Source organism: Paenibacillus pabuli, assembly GCF_039831995.1.
GTDB lineage: Bacteria > Bacillota > Bacilli > Paenibacillales > Paenibacillaceae > Paenibacillus > Paenibacillus pabuli_C.
Window position 1 is genome coordinate 3,802,738 of sequence record NZ_JBDOIO010000003.1, and the last position, 20,522, is coordinate 3,823,259.

General features: G+C 49.8%; 21 protein-coding genes. 4 read left to right on the top strand and 17 right to left on the bottom strand.

Going from position 1 to position 20,522, the window contains the following annotated elements:
• Positions 1 to 29: 29 nt before the first annotated feature.
• Positions 30 to 935: an ABC transporter ATP-binding protein gene (locus ABGV42_RS19040; protein ID WP_347383036.1), complete on the top strand. Its 906-nt coding sequence runs from the start codon at positions 30 to 32 to the stop codon at positions 933 to 935.
• A 100-nt stretch (positions 936 to 1,035) separates the two neighbouring features.
• A complete protein-coding gene (locus ABGV42_RS19045; RefSeq protein WP_347383037.1) occupies positions 1,036 to 1,842 on the top strand; it encodes a TatD family hydrolase in 807 nt (268 codons plus the stop codon).
• 69 nt (positions 1,843 to 1,911) lie between these two features.
• Here the strand turns inward: ABGV42_RS19045 and nfsA are convergent, their stop codons facing one another.
• From nfsA to ABGV42_RS19100, 11 genes are all read right to left on the bottom strand, one after another.
• The gene (nfsA, locus tag ABGV42_RS19050) at positions 1,912 to 2,655 is read right to left on the bottom strand and encodes an oxygen-insensitive NADPH nitroreductase (protein ID WP_347383038.1); all 744 of its coding nucleotides are present in this window, start codon (positions 2,653 to 2,655) and stop codon (positions 1,912 to 1,914) included.
• Entirely contained in the window at positions 2,648 to 3,244 is a 597-nt protein-coding gene (locus ABGV42_RS19055) for a TetR family transcriptional regulator (protein WP_347383039.1), read from the bottom strand. The genes nfsA and ABGV42_RS19055 overlap by 8 nt, the downstream gene beginning before the upstream one ends.
• A 229-nt stretch (positions 3,245 to 3,473) precedes the next feature.
• Positions 3,474 to 4,634 carry a YhgE/Pip domain-containing protein gene (locus ABGV42_RS19060; RefSeq protein WP_347383040.1) on the bottom strand — a complete coding sequence of 387 codons (1,161 nt, stop codon included), beginning with the start codon at positions 4,632 to 4,634 and terminating at the stop codon, positions 3,474 to 3,476.
• A gap of 251 nt (positions 4,635 to 4,885) precedes the next feature.
• Positions 4,886 to 7,411 carry a heavy metal translocating P-type ATPase gene (locus ABGV42_RS19065; protein WP_347383041.1) on the bottom strand — a complete coding sequence of 842 codons (2,526 nt, stop codon included), beginning with the start codon at positions 7,409 to 7,411 and terminating at the stop codon, positions 4,886 to 4,888.
• A 158-nt stretch (positions 7,412 to 7,569) separates the two neighbouring features.
• Complete coding sequence (locus ABGV42_RS19070; protein ID WP_347383042.1) at positions 7,570 to 7,770, bottom strand: copper ion binding protein; 201 nt, start codon at positions 7,768 to 7,770, stop codon at positions 7,570 to 7,572.
• Between the two features lie 55 nt (positions 7,771 to 7,825).
• Positions 7,826 to 8,224 carry a metal-sensitive transcriptional regulator gene (locus ABGV42_RS19075; protein ID WP_347383295.1) on the bottom strand — a complete coding sequence of 133 codons (399 nt, stop codon included), beginning with the start codon at positions 8,222 to 8,224 and terminating at the stop codon, positions 7,826 to 7,828.
• A 136-nt stretch (positions 8,225 to 8,360) separates the two neighbouring features.
• A complete protein-coding gene (locus ABGV42_RS19080) occupies positions 8,361 to 8,849 on the bottom strand; it encodes a GNAT family N-acetyltransferase (protein ID WP_347383043.1) in 489 nt (162 codons plus the stop codon).
• Between the two features lie 94 nt (positions 8,850 to 8,943).
• Positions 8,944 to 9,126, bottom strand: a complete 183-nt coding sequence (locus ABGV42_RS19085; protein WP_095361598.1) for a hypothetical protein — start codon at positions 9,124 to 9,126, stop codon at positions 8,944 to 8,946.
• An 86-nt stretch (positions 9,127 to 9,212) separates the two neighbouring features.
• Positions 9,213 to 9,824 (bottom strand): hypothetical protein, encoded by a 612-nt coding sequence (locus tag ABGV42_RS19090; protein WP_347383044.1) that lies wholly within the window; start codon positions 9,822 to 9,824, stop codon positions 9,213 to 9,215.
• 40 nt (positions 9,825 to 9,864) lie between these two features.
• Positions 9,865 to 10,380, bottom strand: a complete 516-nt coding sequence (locus tag ABGV42_RS19095) for an HXXEE domain-containing protein (protein ID WP_347383045.1) — start codon at positions 10,378 to 10,380, stop codon at positions 9,865 to 9,867.
• Between the two features lie 174 nt (positions 10,381 to 10,554).
• Positions 10,555 to 11,445 carry a DMT family transporter gene (locus tag ABGV42_RS19100; protein WP_431523627.1) on the bottom strand — a complete coding sequence of 297 codons (891 nt, stop codon included), beginning with the start codon at positions 11,443 to 11,445 and terminating at the stop codon, positions 10,555 to 10,557.
• A 197-nt stretch (positions 11,446 to 11,642) separates the two neighbouring features.
• Here ABGV42_RS19100 and ABGV42_RS19105 point away from each other — a divergent pair, with 197 nt between their 5' ends.
• Positions 11,643 to 12,533, top strand: a complete 891-nt coding sequence (locus ABGV42_RS19105; protein ID WP_347383047.1) for a LysR family transcriptional regulator — start codon at positions 11,643 to 11,645, stop codon at positions 12,531 to 12,533.
• Positions 12,534 to 12,635: 102 nt separating this feature from the next.
• On the opposite strand, the gene ABGV42_RS19110 is transcribed toward ABGV42_RS19105, so the two are convergent.
• The 6 genes from ABGV42_RS19110 to ABGV42_RS19135 all read right to left on the bottom strand — a co-directional run bounded on the left by ABGV42_RS19110 (position 12,636) and on the right by ABGV42_RS19135 (position 18,699).
• A complete protein-coding gene (locus tag ABGV42_RS19110) occupies positions 12,636 to 13,397 on the bottom strand; it encodes a nucleoside phosphorylase (RefSeq protein WP_347383048.1) in 762 nt (253 codons plus the stop codon).
• 1 nt (position 13,398) lies between these two features.
• The gene (locus ABGV42_RS19115) at positions 13,399 to 14,070 is read right to left on the bottom strand and encodes a sulfite oxidase-like oxidoreductase (RefSeq protein WP_095291643.1); all 672 of its coding nucleotides are present in this window, start codon (positions 14,068 to 14,070) and stop codon (positions 13,399 to 13,401) included.
• Positions 14,071 to 14,093: 23 nt separating this feature from the next.
• Positions 14,094 to 15,017 carry an ABC transporter permease gene (locus tag ABGV42_RS19120; protein WP_347383049.1) on the bottom strand — a complete coding sequence of 308 codons (924 nt, stop codon included), beginning with the start codon at positions 15,015 to 15,017 and terminating at the stop codon, positions 14,094 to 14,096.
• On the bottom strand, positions 15,001 to 16,068 hold the full coding sequence (locus ABGV42_RS19125; RefSeq protein WP_347383050.1) for an ABC transporter permease: 1,068 nt from the start codon (positions 16,066 to 16,068) through the stop codon (positions 15,001 to 15,003). The genes ABGV42_RS19120 and ABGV42_RS19125 overlap by 17 nt, the downstream gene beginning before the upstream one ends.
• Positions 16,065 to 17,564, bottom strand: a complete 1,500-nt coding sequence (locus ABGV42_RS19130) for an ABC transporter ATP-binding protein (protein WP_347383051.1) — start codon at positions 17,562 to 17,564, stop codon at positions 16,065 to 16,067. The genes ABGV42_RS19125 and ABGV42_RS19130 overlap by 4 nt, the downstream gene beginning before the upstream one ends.
• Positions 17,565 to 17,667: 103 nt before the next feature.
• Positions 17,668 to 18,699, bottom strand: coding sequence for a BMP family lipoprotein (locus ABGV42_RS19135; RefSeq protein WP_347383052.1), 1,032 nt, complete (start codon positions 18,697 to 18,699; stop codon positions 17,668 to 17,670).
• A gap of 277 nt (positions 18,700 to 18,976) precedes the next feature.
• Here ABGV42_RS19135 and ABGV42_RS19140 point away from each other — a divergent pair, with 277 nt between their 5' ends.
• Positions 18,977 to 20,422 (top strand): hypothetical protein, encoded by a 1,446-nt coding sequence (locus ABGV42_RS19140; protein WP_347383053.1) that lies wholly within the window; start codon positions 18,977 to 18,979, stop codon positions 20,420 to 20,422.
• Positions 20,423 to 20,522: the final 100 nt, after the last annotated feature.

Below are 20,522 nucleotides of genomic sequence, written 5' to 3' on the forward strand. Positions count from 1 at the left end.
CTATACAAGGTTAGGAAGTGAATGCCGAGATGACACTCAAATATAACGAACAGGCACCAGCTACACCGGATGGAAGCGACGCTATTCCAGCCAATGACGAATCACTCCGCTCTGGTTCCACTACTACCTCCGATCCCGGTACGCGGAATCTGCCTGCACTGGAAGTGCAGGACGTTCATGCTTCCTTCCGGGAACGGCGCAATACGTTATCTGTCCTGAACGGGTTATCCCTGACTGTAGAGCAGGGCGAATTCGTAGCCATCGTGGGGCCTTCCGGATGCGGCAAGAGTACGTTGTTCCATATCATTGGCGGTTTGTTGAAACCCCAAACAGGCCAGGTTCTCATGAACGGACAAAACGTTACCGGGCAGCGGGGCAAAATCAGCTACATGCCGCAGCAGCCTGCCCTCTTTCCCTGGCGTACCATTGAAGACAACGTGCTGCTTGCAGGTGAAGTGTCAGCAAATACGCCTCCCAAGGCAGAAGCGCTCGCGGAAGCAAGGAAGTGGCTTTCCAGCGTGGGTCTTGGCGGATTCGAACAGGCTTATCCGCATATGTTATCCGGCGGTATGCAGCAGCGAGCTGCATTCCTGCGTGCCCTGCTCAGTCCACAGGAACTGATGCTGCTGGATGAGCCCTTCAGCGCCCTCGATGCCTTAACACGCAGTGACATGCAGCGCTGGCTGCTCGATATCTGGGAACAAAACCGCCGCTCGGTGCTGTTCATTACCCATAATATCGAAGAAGCACTGCTGCTTGCCGATCGAATCTATGTGTTGTCCAACCGACCTGCGACCGTGCTGCATGAGGTGCATGTTCCTTTTGATCGTCCAAGACGTGAAGAAATGACGGAAGAAACGGCTTTCCTCGAACGCAAACGGCAGATTTCGGAGTGGATGAAAGAAGAACAGAAAAAAGCCCGGCTAACTCCATAGCACGGGTTTTTCGTTATACTTTTCCAAACTAGTGATCCGCATCCTTGTGATCTGCGTATCAACCTTCAAAAGATAAAAGATGACTAGGAGGGGCTACTTTATGCATTCCCAAGCTTTTGCACCACTGATTGATGCTCATATCCATTTCGATAAATATACCGCCGAGGAACAGCGAAATATGCTGCAATCCTTCCCAGAACAGCAGGTTGAGGGTGTTATCGCCGTTTCCATGAATATAACCTCAGCCCAGGACAATCTCGAGCTGGCCAGACAGAATCCCCGATTTATATACCCGGCCTTCGGCTTCCATCCCGAACAGCCCTTGCCTTCGGTTCAGGATCAGAACCTGTTCTTCGACTGGATTGAAAAGCATATTGGACAAGCTGTGGCCATTGGGGAAGTTGGACTTCCCTATTACAATCGCCAGGAAGCAGAACAGGCAGGGCATGCTTTTGATCAGGGTGGATATATCGAGCTGCTCGAACGATTTATTCAGCTCGCCAAGCGTCACAACAAACCCATCGTGCTTCATGCCGTATACGAGGATGCGGAGATCGCCTGTGATCTGCTGGAGCAATACCAGCTCAGACACGCACACTTCCACTGGTTCAAGGGTTCCCGCCAAACGGTGCGGCGAATGGCAGATAACGGGTACTTTATCTCCTTCACGCCTGACATTCAGTATGAAGAGGAGATTCGTGAACTGGCAAGACAATATCCTGCTGAACAGGTCATGGCAGAGACGGATGGTCCTTGGCCTTTCGAGGGACCATTTCAGGGACGGATGACACATCCCGCCATGACGAGGCAGGTTGTTCAAGCCTGGAGCGAACTTACGGGCATGGGAACCGAGCGGGCAGCGCGTCTTTTTTACCAGAACACGAAGCGGTTCTACCGTTTACCCTAATACAGAGCACAGATAGACGGCAAAAAGGTCAGCCGGACTTCCCGGCTGACCTTCTTCCGTTGTTCTAAATTATCGTTTCATAAACCCTCTGCCTTCGAGATACGATTTCATCTGCAGACGTGCCGGTTCGGTAAGGCGTTTCGCCATCAATTCAGACCACGGTGTCGTACGTTCCCCATTGGTGCGTGCTTTCATATAGGCAGCAGTGGTTTCGTCATAGCTTTCCACGCCACGGAGCGTCTCTTCAGCATTATAGCGATTGCGGTGAAGAACGGCATTCAGCGGCAGACGCGGACGGATTCCGGTTTCCTGATCGGCTACACCGACACACATGCCGTACACAGGGTACACCCCTTCTGGCAATCCCAGTAATTCAGTCACTTCCTCAATCCGGTTACGCAGCCCGCCGATATATACAATCCCGAAACCGAGTGACTCTGCCGCCAAAGCGGCATTCTGGGAGGCAAGTGCCACATCGATGGTTGCTACCATAAAATTCTCTGTGGAATCAGCATAGGATTCCTTCTCTGGCTGGTGCCGCTTCGCCGCATCACTCAAGCGGTAGAGATCTGCGCACCATACGAGGAAAACAGGGCATTGCTCCACATAAGCCTGGTTGCCTGCGAGTGCAGCAAGCTTCGATTTTAGTTCCGTATCCGTCACGGCCACAACGCTATAGGCCTGTACGCTGCTGGAGGAGGAAGCCATCTGACCGGCAGCCACGATTGCCGCAAGCTGCTTCTCGCTTACCGGATCCGGCTTGAATTTCCGCACCGAGCGGTGTCTCATCATCAATTCAATGGTTTCATTCATGTCTGTTCACTCCCAATCCTCGTAGTACGAATTCAATCGTCTGTTCAGCCAGCTTATCTGTATCCATATCCTGATAGTTAAACGTAAACCTTGAGTTCTTGGCACGTTTGTGTGCCAGAGCCACACCCATGACCTGAAGCATTGCATAAGATACGGAATCGATCTGGAATACACCCTGTTCCTTGCCTTCCTGCAATAAATCATTCACTTTGGTCCAGACAGGGTTCAGGAACCGAAATACCGTAGCCGTGCGATGAGTGTTCAGTGTAATTTCGAGCTGTACAATATCACTCATCTCCCAGTCATTCATCGTGAACTTCACGACTTCACCTACAATTTTGCTGATACCTTCAACAGGGGACATGGACTCTGCAGCCAAATCATTCAGCATGTGACCCGGAAAGAAGTGCTCAAATATGGCTTCAAACACCTTTTCTTTTCCGCCAAAATGGTACGAGACCAGCGACACATTGGCACCTGCCTCATCACAGATTTGACGAACACTTGTCCCGTCATACCCCTGCTGTGCAAAAAGTTTCTTGGCTGCAAGCAAAATCCTCGTTTTGATATCCAACTCCGGTTCCGTCATTCCGTTCGCTCCTCTTGTCCGTTCTTATCATTGCTCCAGCTTTCCCGGGCTGCAGCCAGACTGTTTCATCTGTTTATTATGAAAGTTTATATTTCAAAGCGCAAGGCATGATACAAGTCCATGTCCATGGCATAGCTCTGACTGTACGTCTGATAAACAGCAGGCACCCCGGTTATAGTCCACCGGGGCGCCTGTTCCAATTCCTATGAAGTCAAGTACGTGAGTAATATTAGCTGTTCACTTGAGCAGGGCTTGGTACACCCGCTGGCATGCGTCGTTTTTTGAGCAAAGTCACCACCAGGGAGAGGGCAACCGCGATGACCAGAACAATGGCAACCGAACCGGCTGCGGACTGAACACCAGGTCCACCCAGTTGAGCGCTCAGTATGCCCTGAACCGCATACGTTGCAGGCAGGTATTGTCCGATACCGCTGTAGAAGCCGTTAAGCAGCTCACGTGGTACCATTGCACCGGAAGATACCAGCTGCAGGGACAGTGAGATGATGTTGAACAGGCTTCCTGCAGGTCCGAAGCAGATAAGGAAGAACTGGGAGAAGAACATAAACGTGCAGAGGAACAACGCCTGGAACAACCAGAAGGCGATGAATCCTTGCTCGATCTGTCCTCCCAGCGCAACAATCAGCGATGAACCAAGAAGCGATACGACTAGAGCGGATGCGATGTTAATCACAATTCTCGCACCGAACAGCGTCAATCGGGAGTGGGTAGCTGACAGCATTCCCATGGCCGTCTGCAGATTCATACCCATGATCATGGCGCCGACATAAGAAGCCAGTACCATCATCATCGGTACCATCTGATTATTCATACCATTCACCGGATTAATCGAAGTTGTTGTGCCTTCAACACGGGTAGCCAGGTTGGCAGCAGCATTGGCAGCCTGATCCGCAGGTGCTCCTGCAGCCGTCAATACAGTCTGTACGCCTTGCGCTGTCGCTTGCTTGTTGATCGTGTTCGTCACACTTTGTGAGACGCCCTGCATCATGCTTTTAATCGTAACCGGATTAGCTTCGTTAATGGTATACTTAATCTCCGCTGTGGAGCCTGCGGTCTGAAGCAGCTCGTTAAAGCCTGCCGGAATATTCAGCACCATGTGCACTTTGTGATAATTCAATTGATCCAATGCTTCAGCAGAGCTGAGATCAGATACAGTGTGGAAAGGCAGCGTCTTAGCCATGCTATCCGCAATGCCTTGGGACATTTCTCCGTCCTCGTTCACAATCGCCACCGTTAATTCATTCATACGGTCGTTCACGCCGGAGTATGCAGTCATCCAGATGACGCTGAAGATCACTTGGAACATAAGTGCCGTAACGATCCCCACAATCACTGGCGGTTTTTTCAATAAAATGCGTAATGCCTGTAACATGAATAAGGTCCCCCATTACAAAATAGTTCTAATTTGATTTAAACGATCGTTTGAATCAAACAATTGTTTAAATTTTAATGGCATATGTCATTATTGTCAACTGATTTCTGAAATGTTCAGAAAAATCATTTGTATTTCATAAAAAACTTTGTCTATTTTCATAAAAAGACAAGAAAAAGCACGGTTCACCGCAGCGAACCGCGCTCATTTCAGGTCAAGCTGAAAAATAATAGCAACCTATTTCCTACATCCTATTTTGGGTTGCGTTCCAACTTCAACCGTTGCAAACGCAGCGAGTTCAATACAACCGATACGGAACTGAAAGCCATGGCCGCACCAGCCAGCCAAGGAGCCAGGAAACCTACTGCTGCGATTGGAATACCAATGACGTTATAGCCAAGTGCCCAGAATAAGTTTTGCTTAATATTGCCCATGGTGCGCCGGCTCATCTCGATCGCATCCGCTATACTGTTCAGATCACCACGCATCAGCGTGATATCTGCCGCTTCCATCGCTACATCTGTTCCAGTCCCGATGGCCATACCGATATCTGCTGTAGCCAGGGCAGGTGCGTCATTGATGCCGTCACCAACCATTGCTACTTTCAGCCCGCTATCCTGCAGCTTCTTCACTTCGGCTGCTTTACCCTCGGGCAGGACTTCTGCTAGGACATGATGGATCCCTGCTTGCTCCGCCACGGCACGTGCCGTACGCTCATTGTCTCCCGTAATCATGATGACATCGATGTTCATCGCCTGCAGCCGCTGAATGGCTTCGCGTGATGTATCCTTGATTGTATCTGCCACAGCAACAATACCTGCCCAGCGGCCATCGACTGCTATCAGCATCGCTGTGCGGCCGAGCTCCTCGAGTTCATTCATCTGGCGAGCGGTTGCCTCTGATACCTCCACATGAGCATCTGCAAGCAGACGGCGTGTTCCAACCAGAATTTCCTGTCCTTGTACTCTGGCCCGAACGCCATATCCTGGTATGTTCTCAAACTGCTCTGATTGGGACAATACTATCCCTTTGTCGCGGATTCCTGCTACGATAGCTTCCGCTAGCGGATGTTCAGAGCTTTGTTCTGCCGATCCAACCCATTTCAACAGTTCTGCTTCTGTCCAATCTTGTGCTGCGATCACATCCGTCAGCACCGGTTTTCCTTGAGTGACTGTCCCTGTTTTGTCCAGAACAACCGTCTGAATCTGCTGTGCCGATTCCAGATGTTCTCCGCCTTTGAACAGGATGCCATATTCTGCCGCCCGCCCTGACCCAGCCATGACAGAGGTTGGTGTTGCCAAACCCAAGGCACATGGACAGGCAATGACCAGTACAGCAATCGCTTTTTCCAGAGATCCTGCGAAGTCACCGGGACTTGCAAACAGATACCAGATCAAAAATGTCAGCACAGCAATACCAACCACAATCGGGACAAAGATGCCCGAAATGACATCCGCAATTCGCTGAATGGGCGCTTTGGAACCCTGTGCCTGTTCAACCACTTTAATGATTTGAGATAATGCGGTGTCCGAACCTACTCGGGTCGCGCGCAGCCTCAATGCACCGTTTTTATTCAGTGTAGCACCCGTAACGGCGTCGCCTGGCTTTTTATCGACAGGCAAACTTTCTCCGCTGAGCATGGATTCATCGACCGAGGATTGCCCTTCTTCTACAACACCATCCACTGGAATGCTGTCCCCCGGTTTCACCAGCACGATGTCACCTACGTTTACATACGCTGCGGGTACAACCACTTCCTGCCCGTCGCGGATGACACGAGCTTCACGAGGGGCCAGTTCGATCAGGCTTTTGATGGCCTGGGACGAGCGGCCTTTTGCTACGGCTTCAAACCATTTTCCAAGCAAAATTAACGTAATCAGTACGGCACTGGTCTCATAATACAGTTCGACCGAAGGCATAGTGGCGGCTGTACTCGTCCCCATCCCACTATGATCCATCGTTGTCGTAGAAGGTATCATTCCACTTGTGAGTGTTAGGTACAGACTGTAGAAAAATGCCGCGCTTGTTCCCAGTGCGACCAGAACATCCATATTGGCACTGCCATTACGCAGCGCTTTATAAGCTCCGACATAAAATTGCCACCCAATGACGAATTGCACCGGTGCTGCCAATACCAGCTGGAACCAGGGATTCATGAATAGCTCGGGTACCCAAATCCATGATGTAAATGAGAAGTGGCCTACCATCGCCCACAGTAGTGGTATTGATAATAAGGCGGATATCATCCACTTCCATTTTTTGCGCTGCAGCTCCCGTTCGCGAACGGATGAGGTTTCTTCCTGTGTCTGCTGCAATTCAGCACCATACCCCAGCTGTTTGATTTTGGCTGTAATATCAGAAGGTTTCAATGCTCCTGCCGCAAATTCAACGTGTCCAGTCTCCAGTGCCAGGTTCACATTCGCACGCGATACACCCGGCAGTCTGGAAAGCCCCTTCTCGATTCGGGTAGAGCACGCAGCGCACGTCATCCCCGTGATGTCGAGATCAATCGATTCCGTCACTGTACCGTAGCCGAGCGCCTCCACCTTATCCCGCAACGCGTTGACATTTACAGTCTTTGGGTCATACGTAACGCTCGCTTGTTCTATGGCAAGATTAACGCTGGCCTGCTGGACCCCTTCCATACGGGATAATCCCTTCTCGATCCTTGTGGAACACGCGGCACAGGTCATGCCTGTAATCTGCAGCGTTGTCTGCGCTCCATCCGGTTGCAATCCAGTCGCAGGCGTGTGACCGGTTGTTGATGATTTATCCATGATGGTGTCTCCTTTCATATCTATGATCTTTCCATATACCCCTATAGGGTATAAACCAGTCAAAAAATCAGGCTTAAACGATGATCTCTCGTGTCTGATGTCTATCGGCACCTCTGTACAACTATAGACAATGAGAAAGTCGTTTAAGCCAACATGAGTTAGACTACATCGTACCCTTGATCTTCAATGGCAGCCTTGATCTGCTCCACATTGACCTGCTGCTCATCATATTCCACCGCAACGGTTCCCGCTGCCAGATCAACCTGCCCTTTGGCACCGGCGTTCTTCACCGCTTCTTCAACCGATTTTACACAGTGGTTGCACGACATTCCAGTAACATTCAGCGTAACGTTAGACATGATCCAATTCCTCCTTGGGATATATAAAATGATTGCTTTATTCCTTCAAAACAAATTACTTCATCAACTTTCTTACCGTAACCAACAGTTCATCCACGACCTCATGTTCCCCTGCCTGAATCCGTTCAACAATACAACTCTTCATGTGGCCTTCAAGCAACAGCTTGCCCACTGAATTCAGTGCAGACTGCGCAGCTGCAATCTGGGTAAGCACATCATCACAATAGGTGTCCTTCTCGATCAGTCCCTTGATCCCGCGAATCTGGCCTTCGACCCGGTTCAAACGGGATATCAGGTTGCTCTTCATCTCCTGCGAGTGATGGCTCTTGCGCACATGCTTCCCGTCACTGCCCTCGGCATGACATGCACTTGCTTGCTGATCGGGTACAGCATCTTGAGGCTGCTTCGTTATGGATGGTTCCATGGGTTCCTTGGGATCGCTCTGATGATCCATCATGAACACCCCTTTTCTTCGTTCTTTTCACAGTGTAACATACCCCGTGGGGGTATTCAAGCGCAAAATAACATCTTCACTTTTCAGCCATAAGATCTCTTTAAATCCTATATATTATAAATTGTGCAAGTCATCGTTACAGTATGTATTCCATCCTGCTGCTACGGACGGTTAGACCCATTTGTTCATAAAAGGCCTGCGCGCCCGTGTTAAATGTGGATACTGTTAATTCTACGCTATCTGCCTGAAGTTCCCTGCCCAGTTCAATTAGAGCATGCATTAATTTCTTACCTGTTCCTTGACCCCGCCCATCACTGCCGACGACCAATTCATTAATATACAGCATTTTGCGATCCAACAGCAGGTCAACCCCCTGAATCAAACTGAACTGAGCACTACCGTACCCCAGAATCTCCCCCGTGCTTACCGATTCAGCAACATACAAATAACGCTTGTCCGTCTCTAGCAACTCCACAAACTCCTGCTTCTCCATTCTGGGTTGCAATGCTCTATACACATCGGGCCGAGCCTCTACATGCATCTGATGCAGCTCATCCATCAGCAGGGAAACACCTTGATAGTCCTGAACCTCTGCCTTTCTGATTTGGATTGAATCCACTTTCATCACGCCTTCCCTTGCTTTAATTTACATTATTATACAACAAAATATAATAAAAGCAGATACCTTAGATGGTATCTGCTTCGTCATTCGTTTCTTCTTATTCTTTGGAGGATTTACCCTCATTAAATGCAACCGGTGATGGCTTAGCTGCCCAATCGTCCGCTTGTGGCTCGATGTCCACACCGTTCATGATTTTTTTCTTCTCCATCAAGGAATCCCCGTCTTCGTCCAGCTTGTTGCGAATTTCCGCCTCGTCTTGAGGTTGATTATTCTGTGTCATCTTAGAGTCCTCCTTTAGATTTCATCACCATAATGATGTTCCTTTATATAACTTACCCAATTTCTGCAATATCATTCTCGATGTGGCTACTCGAAGTCCACCTGCTTATCCAAAATGACTTCTTCCACCTTATGTTCCAGCTCTGGGATCGAAGGGATCAGTGAGAATTGAATATTTTCCAGAGAGGAAGGCAGGGCGGGAACCACGCGAAAGCTCATTTGTGTCTCGCCACCTCCTCCACGACTGCTATGTCTCATCGACATATGACCCTGTTCACTAATCACTTCTAGAGCCAAATGAGGCACCACATGTATACGATCTGTTTCAATTCCTTTATATTGAATCTCCAGATGAACGATACTCTCCGTCTCATATTGCATCGAGTGGGTGATAAGATATTCGCAGGAATCTTGGATCGTTCTCTTCATAATCGGAACAACACCAATCAATTGGAGCACTTCCGGCGGGAAAAAGTGTCTTTGGGGCATAGGTTGAACATTACGAAGAACATAACGGATGTCTTCTTCCTTCATATCAAGTGATGCTACCCATTCATCAATGATCTCTTGAGACGGATGGTATTGAACCGCTCCCGTTATATTCTTCCGCGCAGCGACCAGCCTAAGCAGCTGTTCATCGATCTGCCGCACCTCATCATTGTATTCAAAAGGAATTGCACGAAATTCAGTCCAGCCCATATTCTATTCGCCTCCTGTTTAAAGAAGTTCCATGATTGACTTATGTATCCGGTAAAAGTCTGCGTCCAAGTTCGTGCCCCAACATTACAATGGGCAGAACCACAAGTCCCACTGGTATGCTTACCAATACTTCGGCCCAAGTTACAATTCCCTCGTTCAGGAGCCGGTAGAACAGATAAATGCCGTACGGTAACGTAATACAAACGGCGCTGACTACCCCAGGTGTGTACATTCTCAAATATAGGCTCTGTCCAATATGTGTGAACACATGCAGCAAAAACAGAGTATTAAACGCCAGAAACATAAAATATTGTCCGTATTCTGCAGCGATATATACAAATGGAATAAATACGACAAATTCCAGCAATACCGCTACACCGAACTGGCTGCTGTTGATACGCAGCATGGATTCCAGCCGCCTGGAGACCGTCAGTGGAACCTGCTGCAGAACTTTGGATTTATTTTGCCGTATCCAGGGCCCGATCCAGATAATTTCTTCGAGATCATGCAAAAGAAAAGCAACTAGAAATAACCAAATAAGCGTTGTGAGCGACATTGGCTAAGCAAGACACCTCCTCTTTAACCATGATATTCTGTACTCCAATAAAACAATTCGCTAGTTCATGCCCGCTCCCTCTTCATTCCCTGAAATTCCAATCCACCATCTAACAAAAAAGGCGAACCTCCCGCCCGGCTATAACAGCCGATTGCAAGAAAGTTCACCGTTGCTTTATATTTTCGCCACTTTGCTGCCCTTCATCTTCAAGTTCACGAGCAGGATGCTGGCTATGATCATGACCAAACCTGCAATCAGATTGATCGTCACCGACTCCCCAAGGAACAGCACACTGCACAACAGGGCGATCAGTGGAATAAGGAACGTAAATGATCCCACCTTGCTGGCTTCGCCAGAGCTGACCAGTTTGAAGAACGCGAGCCATCCCAGCGCAATGACAAACACCGAAATGAACAGCATATCCAATATAAATGGAAGCACCCATTGTACTTCAGCCCAGTTCTCTGTGGCTGTACCCGTCAATGTCAGGACAATCCCGCCAATCAGAATCGGTATTGCCGTCATCCAGATTCCGTCCACCTTCGTCGATGTTTTCTTCATATATACGGTTCCGATTGCCCAACTGATGGCACTAAACAGTCCGAGCATAACCCCTTCAGGTGATACTTTGCCTGTCATGCCGCCGATACTAATCGTGGCCACACCTGCAAAACCGAGGACCAACCCGGCAATTTTCAGTCCATACATCGACTCGCCCAGCCACAGCCAAGCCCCGATACCGAGCAGTACAGGCTGCAGGAATACAATGGAGGAAAATAATCCTGCGGGTACTTCTGTCAGTCCAACGGTCTGAAAGCCATAGAAGAAAATGATATTCAGCACCGCAGAGATCGCATAAATATGCCAGGTTTCCCGGAGCCGCAGCGTTTTGTACCGTGGAAAAGCATAGATACCGAGCACCAGTCCGCCAATTAACAGACGCATGCCTGCAAATAAAAGCGGTGGTGCATAATTCAATGCATATTTGGTCAGGGGCCAGTTTACTCCCCACATGAGTACTAGAAAAGCCAGGACCCAGCCTGCTTTTTTACGTGATAAAACCATCAATTAACCTCTCCTATCCGGCACAGCTTCAGGACCAATCCATAACCAAGCACCTGATTCATGCCAAGTGTCTCAACCAACTACATTCAGATCCGGCAGCCCAGTATCCTCCGTTGATCGTTCTGTGTCTCCATGATACAATAACGATCTTAATAATTGAAATGCATGTTAATCATAAGGAGCATAGCATATTTGTTATGAACAATTCTCAATTACAGTTATTCGTTAAAATTGCCGAGACTGGAAGTTTCACCCGTGCCGGACAGGAACTGAATATGACACAGCCGGCGGTCAGCCGCGCCATTTCCTCGCTGGAAAATGAATTGGATGTCACCCTGATTATACGGGACCGGCGGAACGGCATTGTGCTTACCGATGTGGGACAGCGAATTCTGGTCATTTTCCGCCGGATTTTACAGCAATATGATAAAGTACAGCAGGTCGTTGCTGCCGAAAAGGGACTGGAAATCGGAACGATCCGCGTCGGCTCTTTTCCCATGTCATCGGCTCATCTGCTGCCCAAAATTATTCGATCCATCCGTGACCGCTACCCTAACATCGAATTCGAGCTGCATGAGGGAAACATTCATGAGATTCAGGAATGGCTTCATTCGCGCGCGATTGATGTCGCTCTCATTATCGTTACGGAGCAGGAACCGCTGGAAACAGCTTATGAAACACTGCCGCTCTATAACGAAGAAATGCTGGCTGTCTTCCGGGACGATGAGCCGTTTGCCGATCAGGAGATCCTGCCTGTGAAGATGCTGAATCAGCATCCCATGATTGTATGCAACGGTGGATATGAAGTGCCCATCGTGGATTTGTTTAAACGTGCGGAAACGGAACTCAAATTCGGATTTATCGTGCATAACGTGAACACATGTCTAAACATGATTGAACAGGGACTTGGAACTGCCCTGCTGCCTGCCATTTCTCTTTCCTGGCTCCCTCCTGGTGTAAAAGCACTCCCTACCGAACCGAAGGCTTATCGCCATATCGAGATCGCGGTCCCTTCCCTGGCGGAAGCTTCTCCGGCATCCCGTTTATTTATTGAGACGGCTCAGCAATTGTTCGGACAGCAGAACTAAACAAAAAAAGACGTTCACTATCACATTTACCGTGACCAAGTGAACGTCTTTTTTATACCATTACGGGTTATGGCCCTATCGTTGCATTCCATTAAACGCTGCTTACGCCTGATCCTGACGAGCGAGCGCAGCGAGTGCACGCAGAGCCGCGTTAATCTCGCGCTCAACCGCATGTGCTACCGCATCCGTATGCGGATCATATTCGGCCGCCAGATCGCTGTCCGCGAAGCCGTCAATGGCAACAATTGCACCGGCACGCGCACCACGCAATGTGCTAACGATATACAGTGCCGCAATTTCCATCTCGGCCGCTAGTGCGCCAGCCTGTTTATATTTGCGGTGAGGGATCTCCTCCACCCCTGCGAAGAATGCATCCAGCGTAACGGTAATGCCTACACCGACTTTGCCTGCATCCGCTGCCGCGTCCGCATTGTTCCCTTTCTCCTGTGCAGATTCAATCAGTGCTTGGGTAACTGCAATGTCTGCTACTGCAGGGAAACCATCTGGCACCAGCTGGCGGGTCAATCCGTCCGAACGGACCGCTGCCGTACTGACAATGACGCTGCCTGCAGGGTAATCCGCCGTATAGGAGCCGGCTGTACCAACGCGAATCAAAGTCGTCACTCCTGCCCGAATCAGTTCCTCGAAGCAAACAGCTGCCCCCGGTGAACCTACGCCATGGCTGACAACAGCCATCTGCACGCCTTCATATTGTCCAACGAATGTGCGATATTCCCGGCTGAACGCCAGTTCTCTCGCCTGCTCCAACTTGCGGGAAATCTTCTCCGCACGAGCGGGATCACCACAGACAATGGCATAAGCAGGCATGTCTTCCGAATGAATCTGCAAAATAGGCATCAACATCTTAATCAAACTCCTTCTTCGTCCATTCGTCTTCGGGGATTGGCAGATCTTCGCCCGAGAAGCGCTGTTCCTTGAACGGATCGGCAAAGTGGTGAAACCCGTTGCTCTCCCAGAATCCGTTGCGATCTTCAGTCATAAACTCCAGACCTCGTATCCACTTGGCACTTTTCCAGAAGTACAACTGCGGCACCACCAGGCGCAGCGGGTAGCCATGCTTCGGCGTAAGCGGCTCGCCGTTATATTTGAATGCAAGCAGTACGTCGTCATGCATCAATTCTTCGAGCGGTACATTGGTCTCATAATCATGATCGGCATGGATCATGACATATTTGGCTTCCGGTTTGACGCCCAGAAGCTTGATGAAATCCGAGAAGCGAATGCCTTCCCATGGGGTATCGAACTTGGACCAGCGGGTAACGCAGTGAATATCACTCACCGTATTGACCTGCGGCATGGCCTGAAGCTCTGCGAACGAGAATACTTTCTCTTCTTCTACCTCCCCGAACACTTTCAGATCCCAGGTGGACAGGTCGTATTCAGGCACTTCACCTTCATGCAAAATCGGGAATTTCTCGGTTAGCATCTGTCCCGGCGGCAGCCGATCTCCATGCTCGGCACCCGCTTTGGGCGCAGGAGTTTTGGTTTTTTTCAGACGTTCAGCCTTGTTATGCAATGTTAACCCTCCTTCTTTTTACATTAACGTGAGCTTCCGCCCGCTTTCAGTGCATCTTGTGCATACGTACGGTCTTTGAAAAAGAACATCGCCACCAGCGTCACAATATATGGCAGCATCAACGTAAAGTGAGTTGGCAGGGAGAAGCCCTGCAGACGAATGCTGAGTGCTTCCATGAAGCCGAACAGCACACTGGAACCCATTACACCCAGCGGATTCGCTTGGCCAAGCATGGTTGCTACCAATGCGATGAAGCCGCGACCTGCGGTCATGCCCTCCGTGAACATCGTCACCTGACCGAGCGACAACTGAGCGCCAGCCAAGGCACACAGAATACCACACATCAGAACCGCACCATATTGAATGCCGCGTACCTTGATCCCGATGCTCTGTGCTGCAATAGGGTTCTCGCCGACGGAACGCAGACGGAAACCTGATACACTTTTGAACAAATAAAATTGTAATGCAATAACGAGTATGATTCCGAGGTAAACGAGCGGGCTGTGCCCCGAAACTACATCGCCAACCCACGGAATGTCCTTAATCAGTGGAATATCCCATTTGGGAAGCCCCACCATGTCCTTGTCGTAGTATGCACCCTTCACATCAAAAATCGCTCGCAGTGCAAAGGTTGTCAGACCTGTGGCCAGGAAATTCAGTGATATCCCGACCACGATGGCGTTCGCCTTGAGATTAATACTAATAAAAGCAAACAGAGCCGAGAACAGCATCACAATAATAATAGAGAAGATAACGGCGAGCAGTACATTGCCAAATAAATAGTTACCGACGATCGCGGAGAAAGCGCCGATCAGCACGAGTCCCTCGAGACCCACGTTGAAGAGGCCGACACGGGAGCATAATGCCCCGCCGAGCGCTGCAAGCAGGATCGGAGTCATAATCCGTAAAGTAGAGCCAAACATGGCTGCATCAAACAGTTGCTGCATTGGACTTTTTCTCCTTTCTCCGCTTCAGGAATGAATACCCGATCTGGGCTGATACAAATAAGGTCAGCACGGCCTGGATCACACTGCCGACTTCAAGCGGTACATCCGTATTCCGTTCCATACCCATCGCGCCTGTCTGTAGAGCCGCAAGCAAAATTGCCGCTACAGCGGTACCGAGTGGGTGCGAGCGGGCGAGCAATGTCGCCATGATGCCGCTCCATGCGTAGCTTGCCGATGACAATGATCCATCCAGGAAACGGTACTGTGTTCCCAGCACTTCGCCAGCACCCGCCAGACCCGCCAGTCCGCCGCTGATCACCATGGACAGCATCATCATCCGTATCCGGCGTACCCCGCCGTACGTCGCGAACGACGGATTGCTTCCGAGCATGCGGATCTCATAACCAGTTACCGTTTTGTGCGTAAACCAGTAGATCACGATCGCAGCTACGATCGCAATAATAAATCCGGCGTGCAGTCCCATACCCTGGAAAAGCTTAGGCAGCCAGACCCCCTGATCAATCATCGGAGTCTGAGCCATCGCTGCTGATCCGGTACGATCCTTGAACGGGTAGGATACCATGTATCCGCCAAAGTATATGGCAATATAGTTAAGGAGCAGCGTAGTAATCAACAGATTCATGCCAAACCGGGCATCCAGCCAGCCGGCAAACACCGACCAGATTCCTCCGGCCAAAATTCCTGCCACAATGGCTGCAATGCAGACAAACCATCCGGGTCCTGGCAGATAGAGCGCCGTCAGCGCAGCACTGAGCCCCCCGAGAATCATCTGTCCTTCGGCTCCCATGTTGAAAAATCCCGCACGAAATGCCAGCGCTACACCCAGTCCAGCAAGTATAATGGGTGTCGAACGAGCCAGTGTATTCGTGAAGAAGTAGAAGTTCCCGAAGGCTCCCTTCCACATCTCTGCATACGTCTCGAAGACATTCCCGCCAACAATCAGAATTGCCACAGCTCCTGCAAGCAAGCCGATTACTATGGCAAGCAGCGGCTGTACGAGTCCGCGAAGTGTTTCTTTTACCCGATTCATATCCGCTCTTTCCCTCCTGCCATCAACAGGCTAATCTGTTCTTCCGTGGCTTCGTCTGCCTTCAGTTCCCCGGCAATCTCGCCTTCATACATCACAATGATTCGATCAGACAATTGCAAAATCTCGGATAACTCCGAAGAAACGAGCAGCACACCGGCACCTTCATTACGTTTACGGAGCAGCTCGGCATGAATCGTCTCCATGGCTCCGATGTCCACACCCCGTGTAGGTTCCGCTGCAATCAGAAACGGAGCATCCTGCGCAAATTCACGCGCGGCAATCAGCTTTTGCAGATTACCTCCTGACAGGAACTGTGCCTTCGTTTCTGCTGAACCGGTTTTGATGCTGAACTGTTTAATCCAGCCCTCCACCATGGCCCGTGCAGCCTTGGCCTTAATAACGCCTCGTGTCTGAAGCCGGTGATGATGTCCCATGAGTCCATTCTCACGCACACTTGCATCCTTGGCTGCTCCCCACATATAGCGATCCTCGGGAATGTGAGCAAGTCCATGCTCGCGGATGCGGCGGACAGGCCAATTTGTTGTATCCTGCCCAGAGAGCAGGACACGGCCGCTGTCTGCATTGCGCAGTCCGGCAATAACCTGGATCAGTTCGGACTGACCGTTACCAGAGATGCCTGCGATGCCAACGACCTCTCCTTTTCGAACCTCCATATGGATATCCTTCAGCGCCGACCGATCCTTCGCTCCGGACAAGTTTACGCCCTCCACCTGGAGTACAGCTTCTGCCGGAACGGATGGCTGCTTGTCGAGACGTACCAATTCACGCCCAACCATTAAACGGGATAATTCCTCCACATTGGTGTCCTTCGCTTCCAACGTGCCTGTTACCTGACCATCACGGAGAACCGTAATCCGGTCAGCCACGTCCATGACTTCCTGCAGTTTGTGTGTAATCAAAACGAAGGTCTTCCCCAGCGCGGCAAGAGATTTCATATTTGCCAGCAATTCCTTGACTTCCAGTGGTGTCAGTACTGCTGAAGGCTCGTCCAGGATGATAATATCCGCACCCTGATGCAGCACCTTGAGAATCTCTACACGCTGCTGCATGCCGAGAGGACATTCGGATACTTTTTTCCACGGGTCAACGGGCATGCCGTATTTTTGGCCCAGATCGTTCACTTGAGCGGCTGCCTGTTTGCGGTCGAATACGCCCGCTGCAGCCGGCTCGCGCCCAATGACAATATTCTCGGCTACCGTAAAGGAAGGAAACAGCATGAAATGCTGATGCACCATGCCAATGCCGCTTGCCATGGCTTGAGACGGAGTGGCGAAGCTCACCTCGCGCCCCCGGACTTTGATCGTACCTGACGTTGGCTGCTCCATTCCGTACAGCATACGCATCAGGGTTGTTTTGCCCGCTCCATTCTCACCAACGAGGGCATGAATCTCTCCCTCACGCAAATTAAAACGGATGTCCCGATTGGCGGTGAAGCCGCCGTATTTCTTCGTAATCTGATCCATCTCCAACAGCATATCTCGCGTTCGCTCCTTTCGGTCTCGGGCATTTAATAGCAGCAAAACCGGCTGCCTGATCGGGCAGCCGGCTGATCAATACATTTCCATGAAACAATCAATGCTATTGCTGCAATGGATCTTTCACAACGATTTTGCCGGATACGATATCTTCATTAATTGCTTTAACCTTGTCGATAACCTCTTGTCCAACAAAATCACTCAGTGCGGATTCGCTATCACGTGTAACGAAAGTCAGACCGACGCCGTCCTCTTTCAGGCCGTAGTTTACAGCACCTGCTTTGAAGTTTCCTTCTACGAAATCCTTCACTGTTTCATAAGCAACCGTATCTGTGGATTTCAATTGGGACAATACAATGTGCTCCGGATCTTCAACCGTGCGGTCCGTATCCTGACCGGAAGTATAGAAGCCTTTTTCCTTCGCCGCTTCGAATACGCCCAGATCACCTACTGCAGATGCACCAGCAATGAAGTCAGCGCCTTTGCCGAATTGTACCAGTGCCAGTTCTTTCGCCTTGGCAGGGTCATTGAAGCCACCAACGTAGTTCACGAGGAATTCTGCATCCGGGTTAACGGATTCCAGTCCTGCTTTGAAACCTTCGGTATATTTCTTGATCAATGGAACGTCCATCGCTGCGATCATGCCGACTTTATCCGTTTTGGTGGACAGTCCGGCAGCCGCACCAAGCAGGTACGCCCCCTCATATTCACGGAAACCAACGCTGCGTACGTTAGGCAGGTCAACCGTTGTATCCACGATGGCAAACGACTTGTCCGGATTCTCGGCAGCCACCTTTTTCAGTGCATCTTCTGCCTGGAATGTCGCCGTAATAATCAGATCATAGTTCTCCGCAACCGCAGCACGCAGATTTTGCTCGAAAGCTGCCGGGTCTGTGGATTCGATTGTTTTGGTATCTACTTTAAACTCTTCGCCTGCTTTTTTGAAACCTTCATCCATTTGTACAAAGAACGGGTTTACCCCGATTTTTTCAGGAAGTACGAGTGCCATGCGCAGTGATTTCTCACTGTCGCCGCCTTGGGCCGATTGTTCGTCTTTGGAAGCCGAAGTTCCACAAGCCGCAAGCAAAATTGCCAACATGATGATCGATAAGACGAACGATAAGCCTCTTTTCATTTTGAAGATTCCCCTTTTCCACATTCTTTTTTTATAATCCTAGCGGATACTGTCGATCCTTGTCAATAAATCTTTGTGCATAAACATTCAAATTAAATATAATTATTTCATCGCCTGCTAAGACACTTTGGGAAGCGCTTCAGGATGACTTTTTTCCGTTGACATGGATGGCTTCTCCGTGCTAAAGTCAATCCAATTATTAAATTCACATCGGTTTTGTCAGAATTATAGCGCAAACGGTTCCATTTTCCAACCATATCTTAAGGAGGCTATTCATATGAAAAAAATCACCCAGTTCACGCTGGCGGCCCTGCTCGCCGCTCCGGTCACCATCGGCAGCCTCAGCTTGCCTGCTTCGGTTTCCGCTGCATCTGCTTCGCCCGTCGTACCATCCGCATCTCAAACTGCAAAAGCAACCACATCTCAAACTCCATCTATATATACGGAGAGTGCAGCCGGTTATGCTCAGTTCCTGCAGGCCAAGTACGGCATTCAATTGCCACAGCAGCTGACCAAAGGTGACTTCATTCAAGCGATAGCAGCTATCATTGAAGCGAATCAAGCGGCGGTCTCCACGGAAGAAGCCAGCGATAGTCAGACCCAGACTCCCGCTTTTACCGATCTGAGCTCGGGAGATTCAACTTATGATGCAGCCATTACCCTACATAACAATGGTATCCTGTCTGGTACGGAAGTCCGTGCCGATGAAACCCTCAGCACGTATGCTGCCGTATTCATTGCCGTCAAGGCAGCTGGATTCAAGGAACTTGCATATACATATCCAGAAGAGAAAACGAAGCAAACGCTCACCAAGCTCGGCATCAACCCTAATCGCGTTCAAGGTCAGGCGGCTCAGGAACTCGCTGCTGCCATCGATACCGGACTGGTTCCGGAAAGCCTCTATCCTGCTCTGCGTAAGGGCGGAGCGGCGAGTGCTGATTTTGCCAACATCTTGCTTGGACGGGTATTGACCAGTCAGGGAAAATACAAGCATGAGATCGGACGCTCTGGCGATGCCGACATCTATTCCAAACTGTATGCCGCTTATCGCACCGCCGATCTGATCGAAGCACCCGAATTAAGAGAGATTGTGGATCAGGCACTCCGGGACGACCTCGTTACAGGGTACAACCTCAAGGATAGCCGTTTCGATTCCAATTTTATCGATGAACTGACCCTGACCTACGGACATGACGATATTAAACACGCCGTACAGCTGATTGGTCTGCTTCGCAGCGAGGGCATTGATGCCGATGTGCAATTTCAGCCGAAAACTTCTGCCTTCATCTATTTGAAGGAATGGGGCGAGCCCAAGGAAACGCCGGATTACAAGGTGACCCAAATCGAGAATGGTAACTATATTGCTTATGCCAAGGAATATGACATTCAATTTGAATTCAACAACACGGCCGACAAGACCCGTTTCAATGACATTATTCTGCAATACGCCAAAAAGAACAGTGATGATGCTTCTGCCCTCATTTATGCTTCCTGGTGGCAACCGCTATATTATTCACCGACAGCAGTGCAGGACTACCCCGTCATTGCCAACAACAAAATTTCAGTGGGCAATTATTACTACGCTCAATCCTTCTCATTGAAGGAGAACGCCAAAGGGATTCAGGAAGGCTTCCGGAAGCTTGCTCCTGATGCGGACATTACCAGCTACAATTTCTGGGTGGATCAACCTTTCTTCAATTATCTGAACGGGGAATCAGAGTAAACAAAATAAACGTTACCTTTTAAAATTAATCCCGTATTTTGTCACACAAACAGCCGTTTTTCACGAACCGAGCGATGGACTGATTCCACGGTTCCGCAAA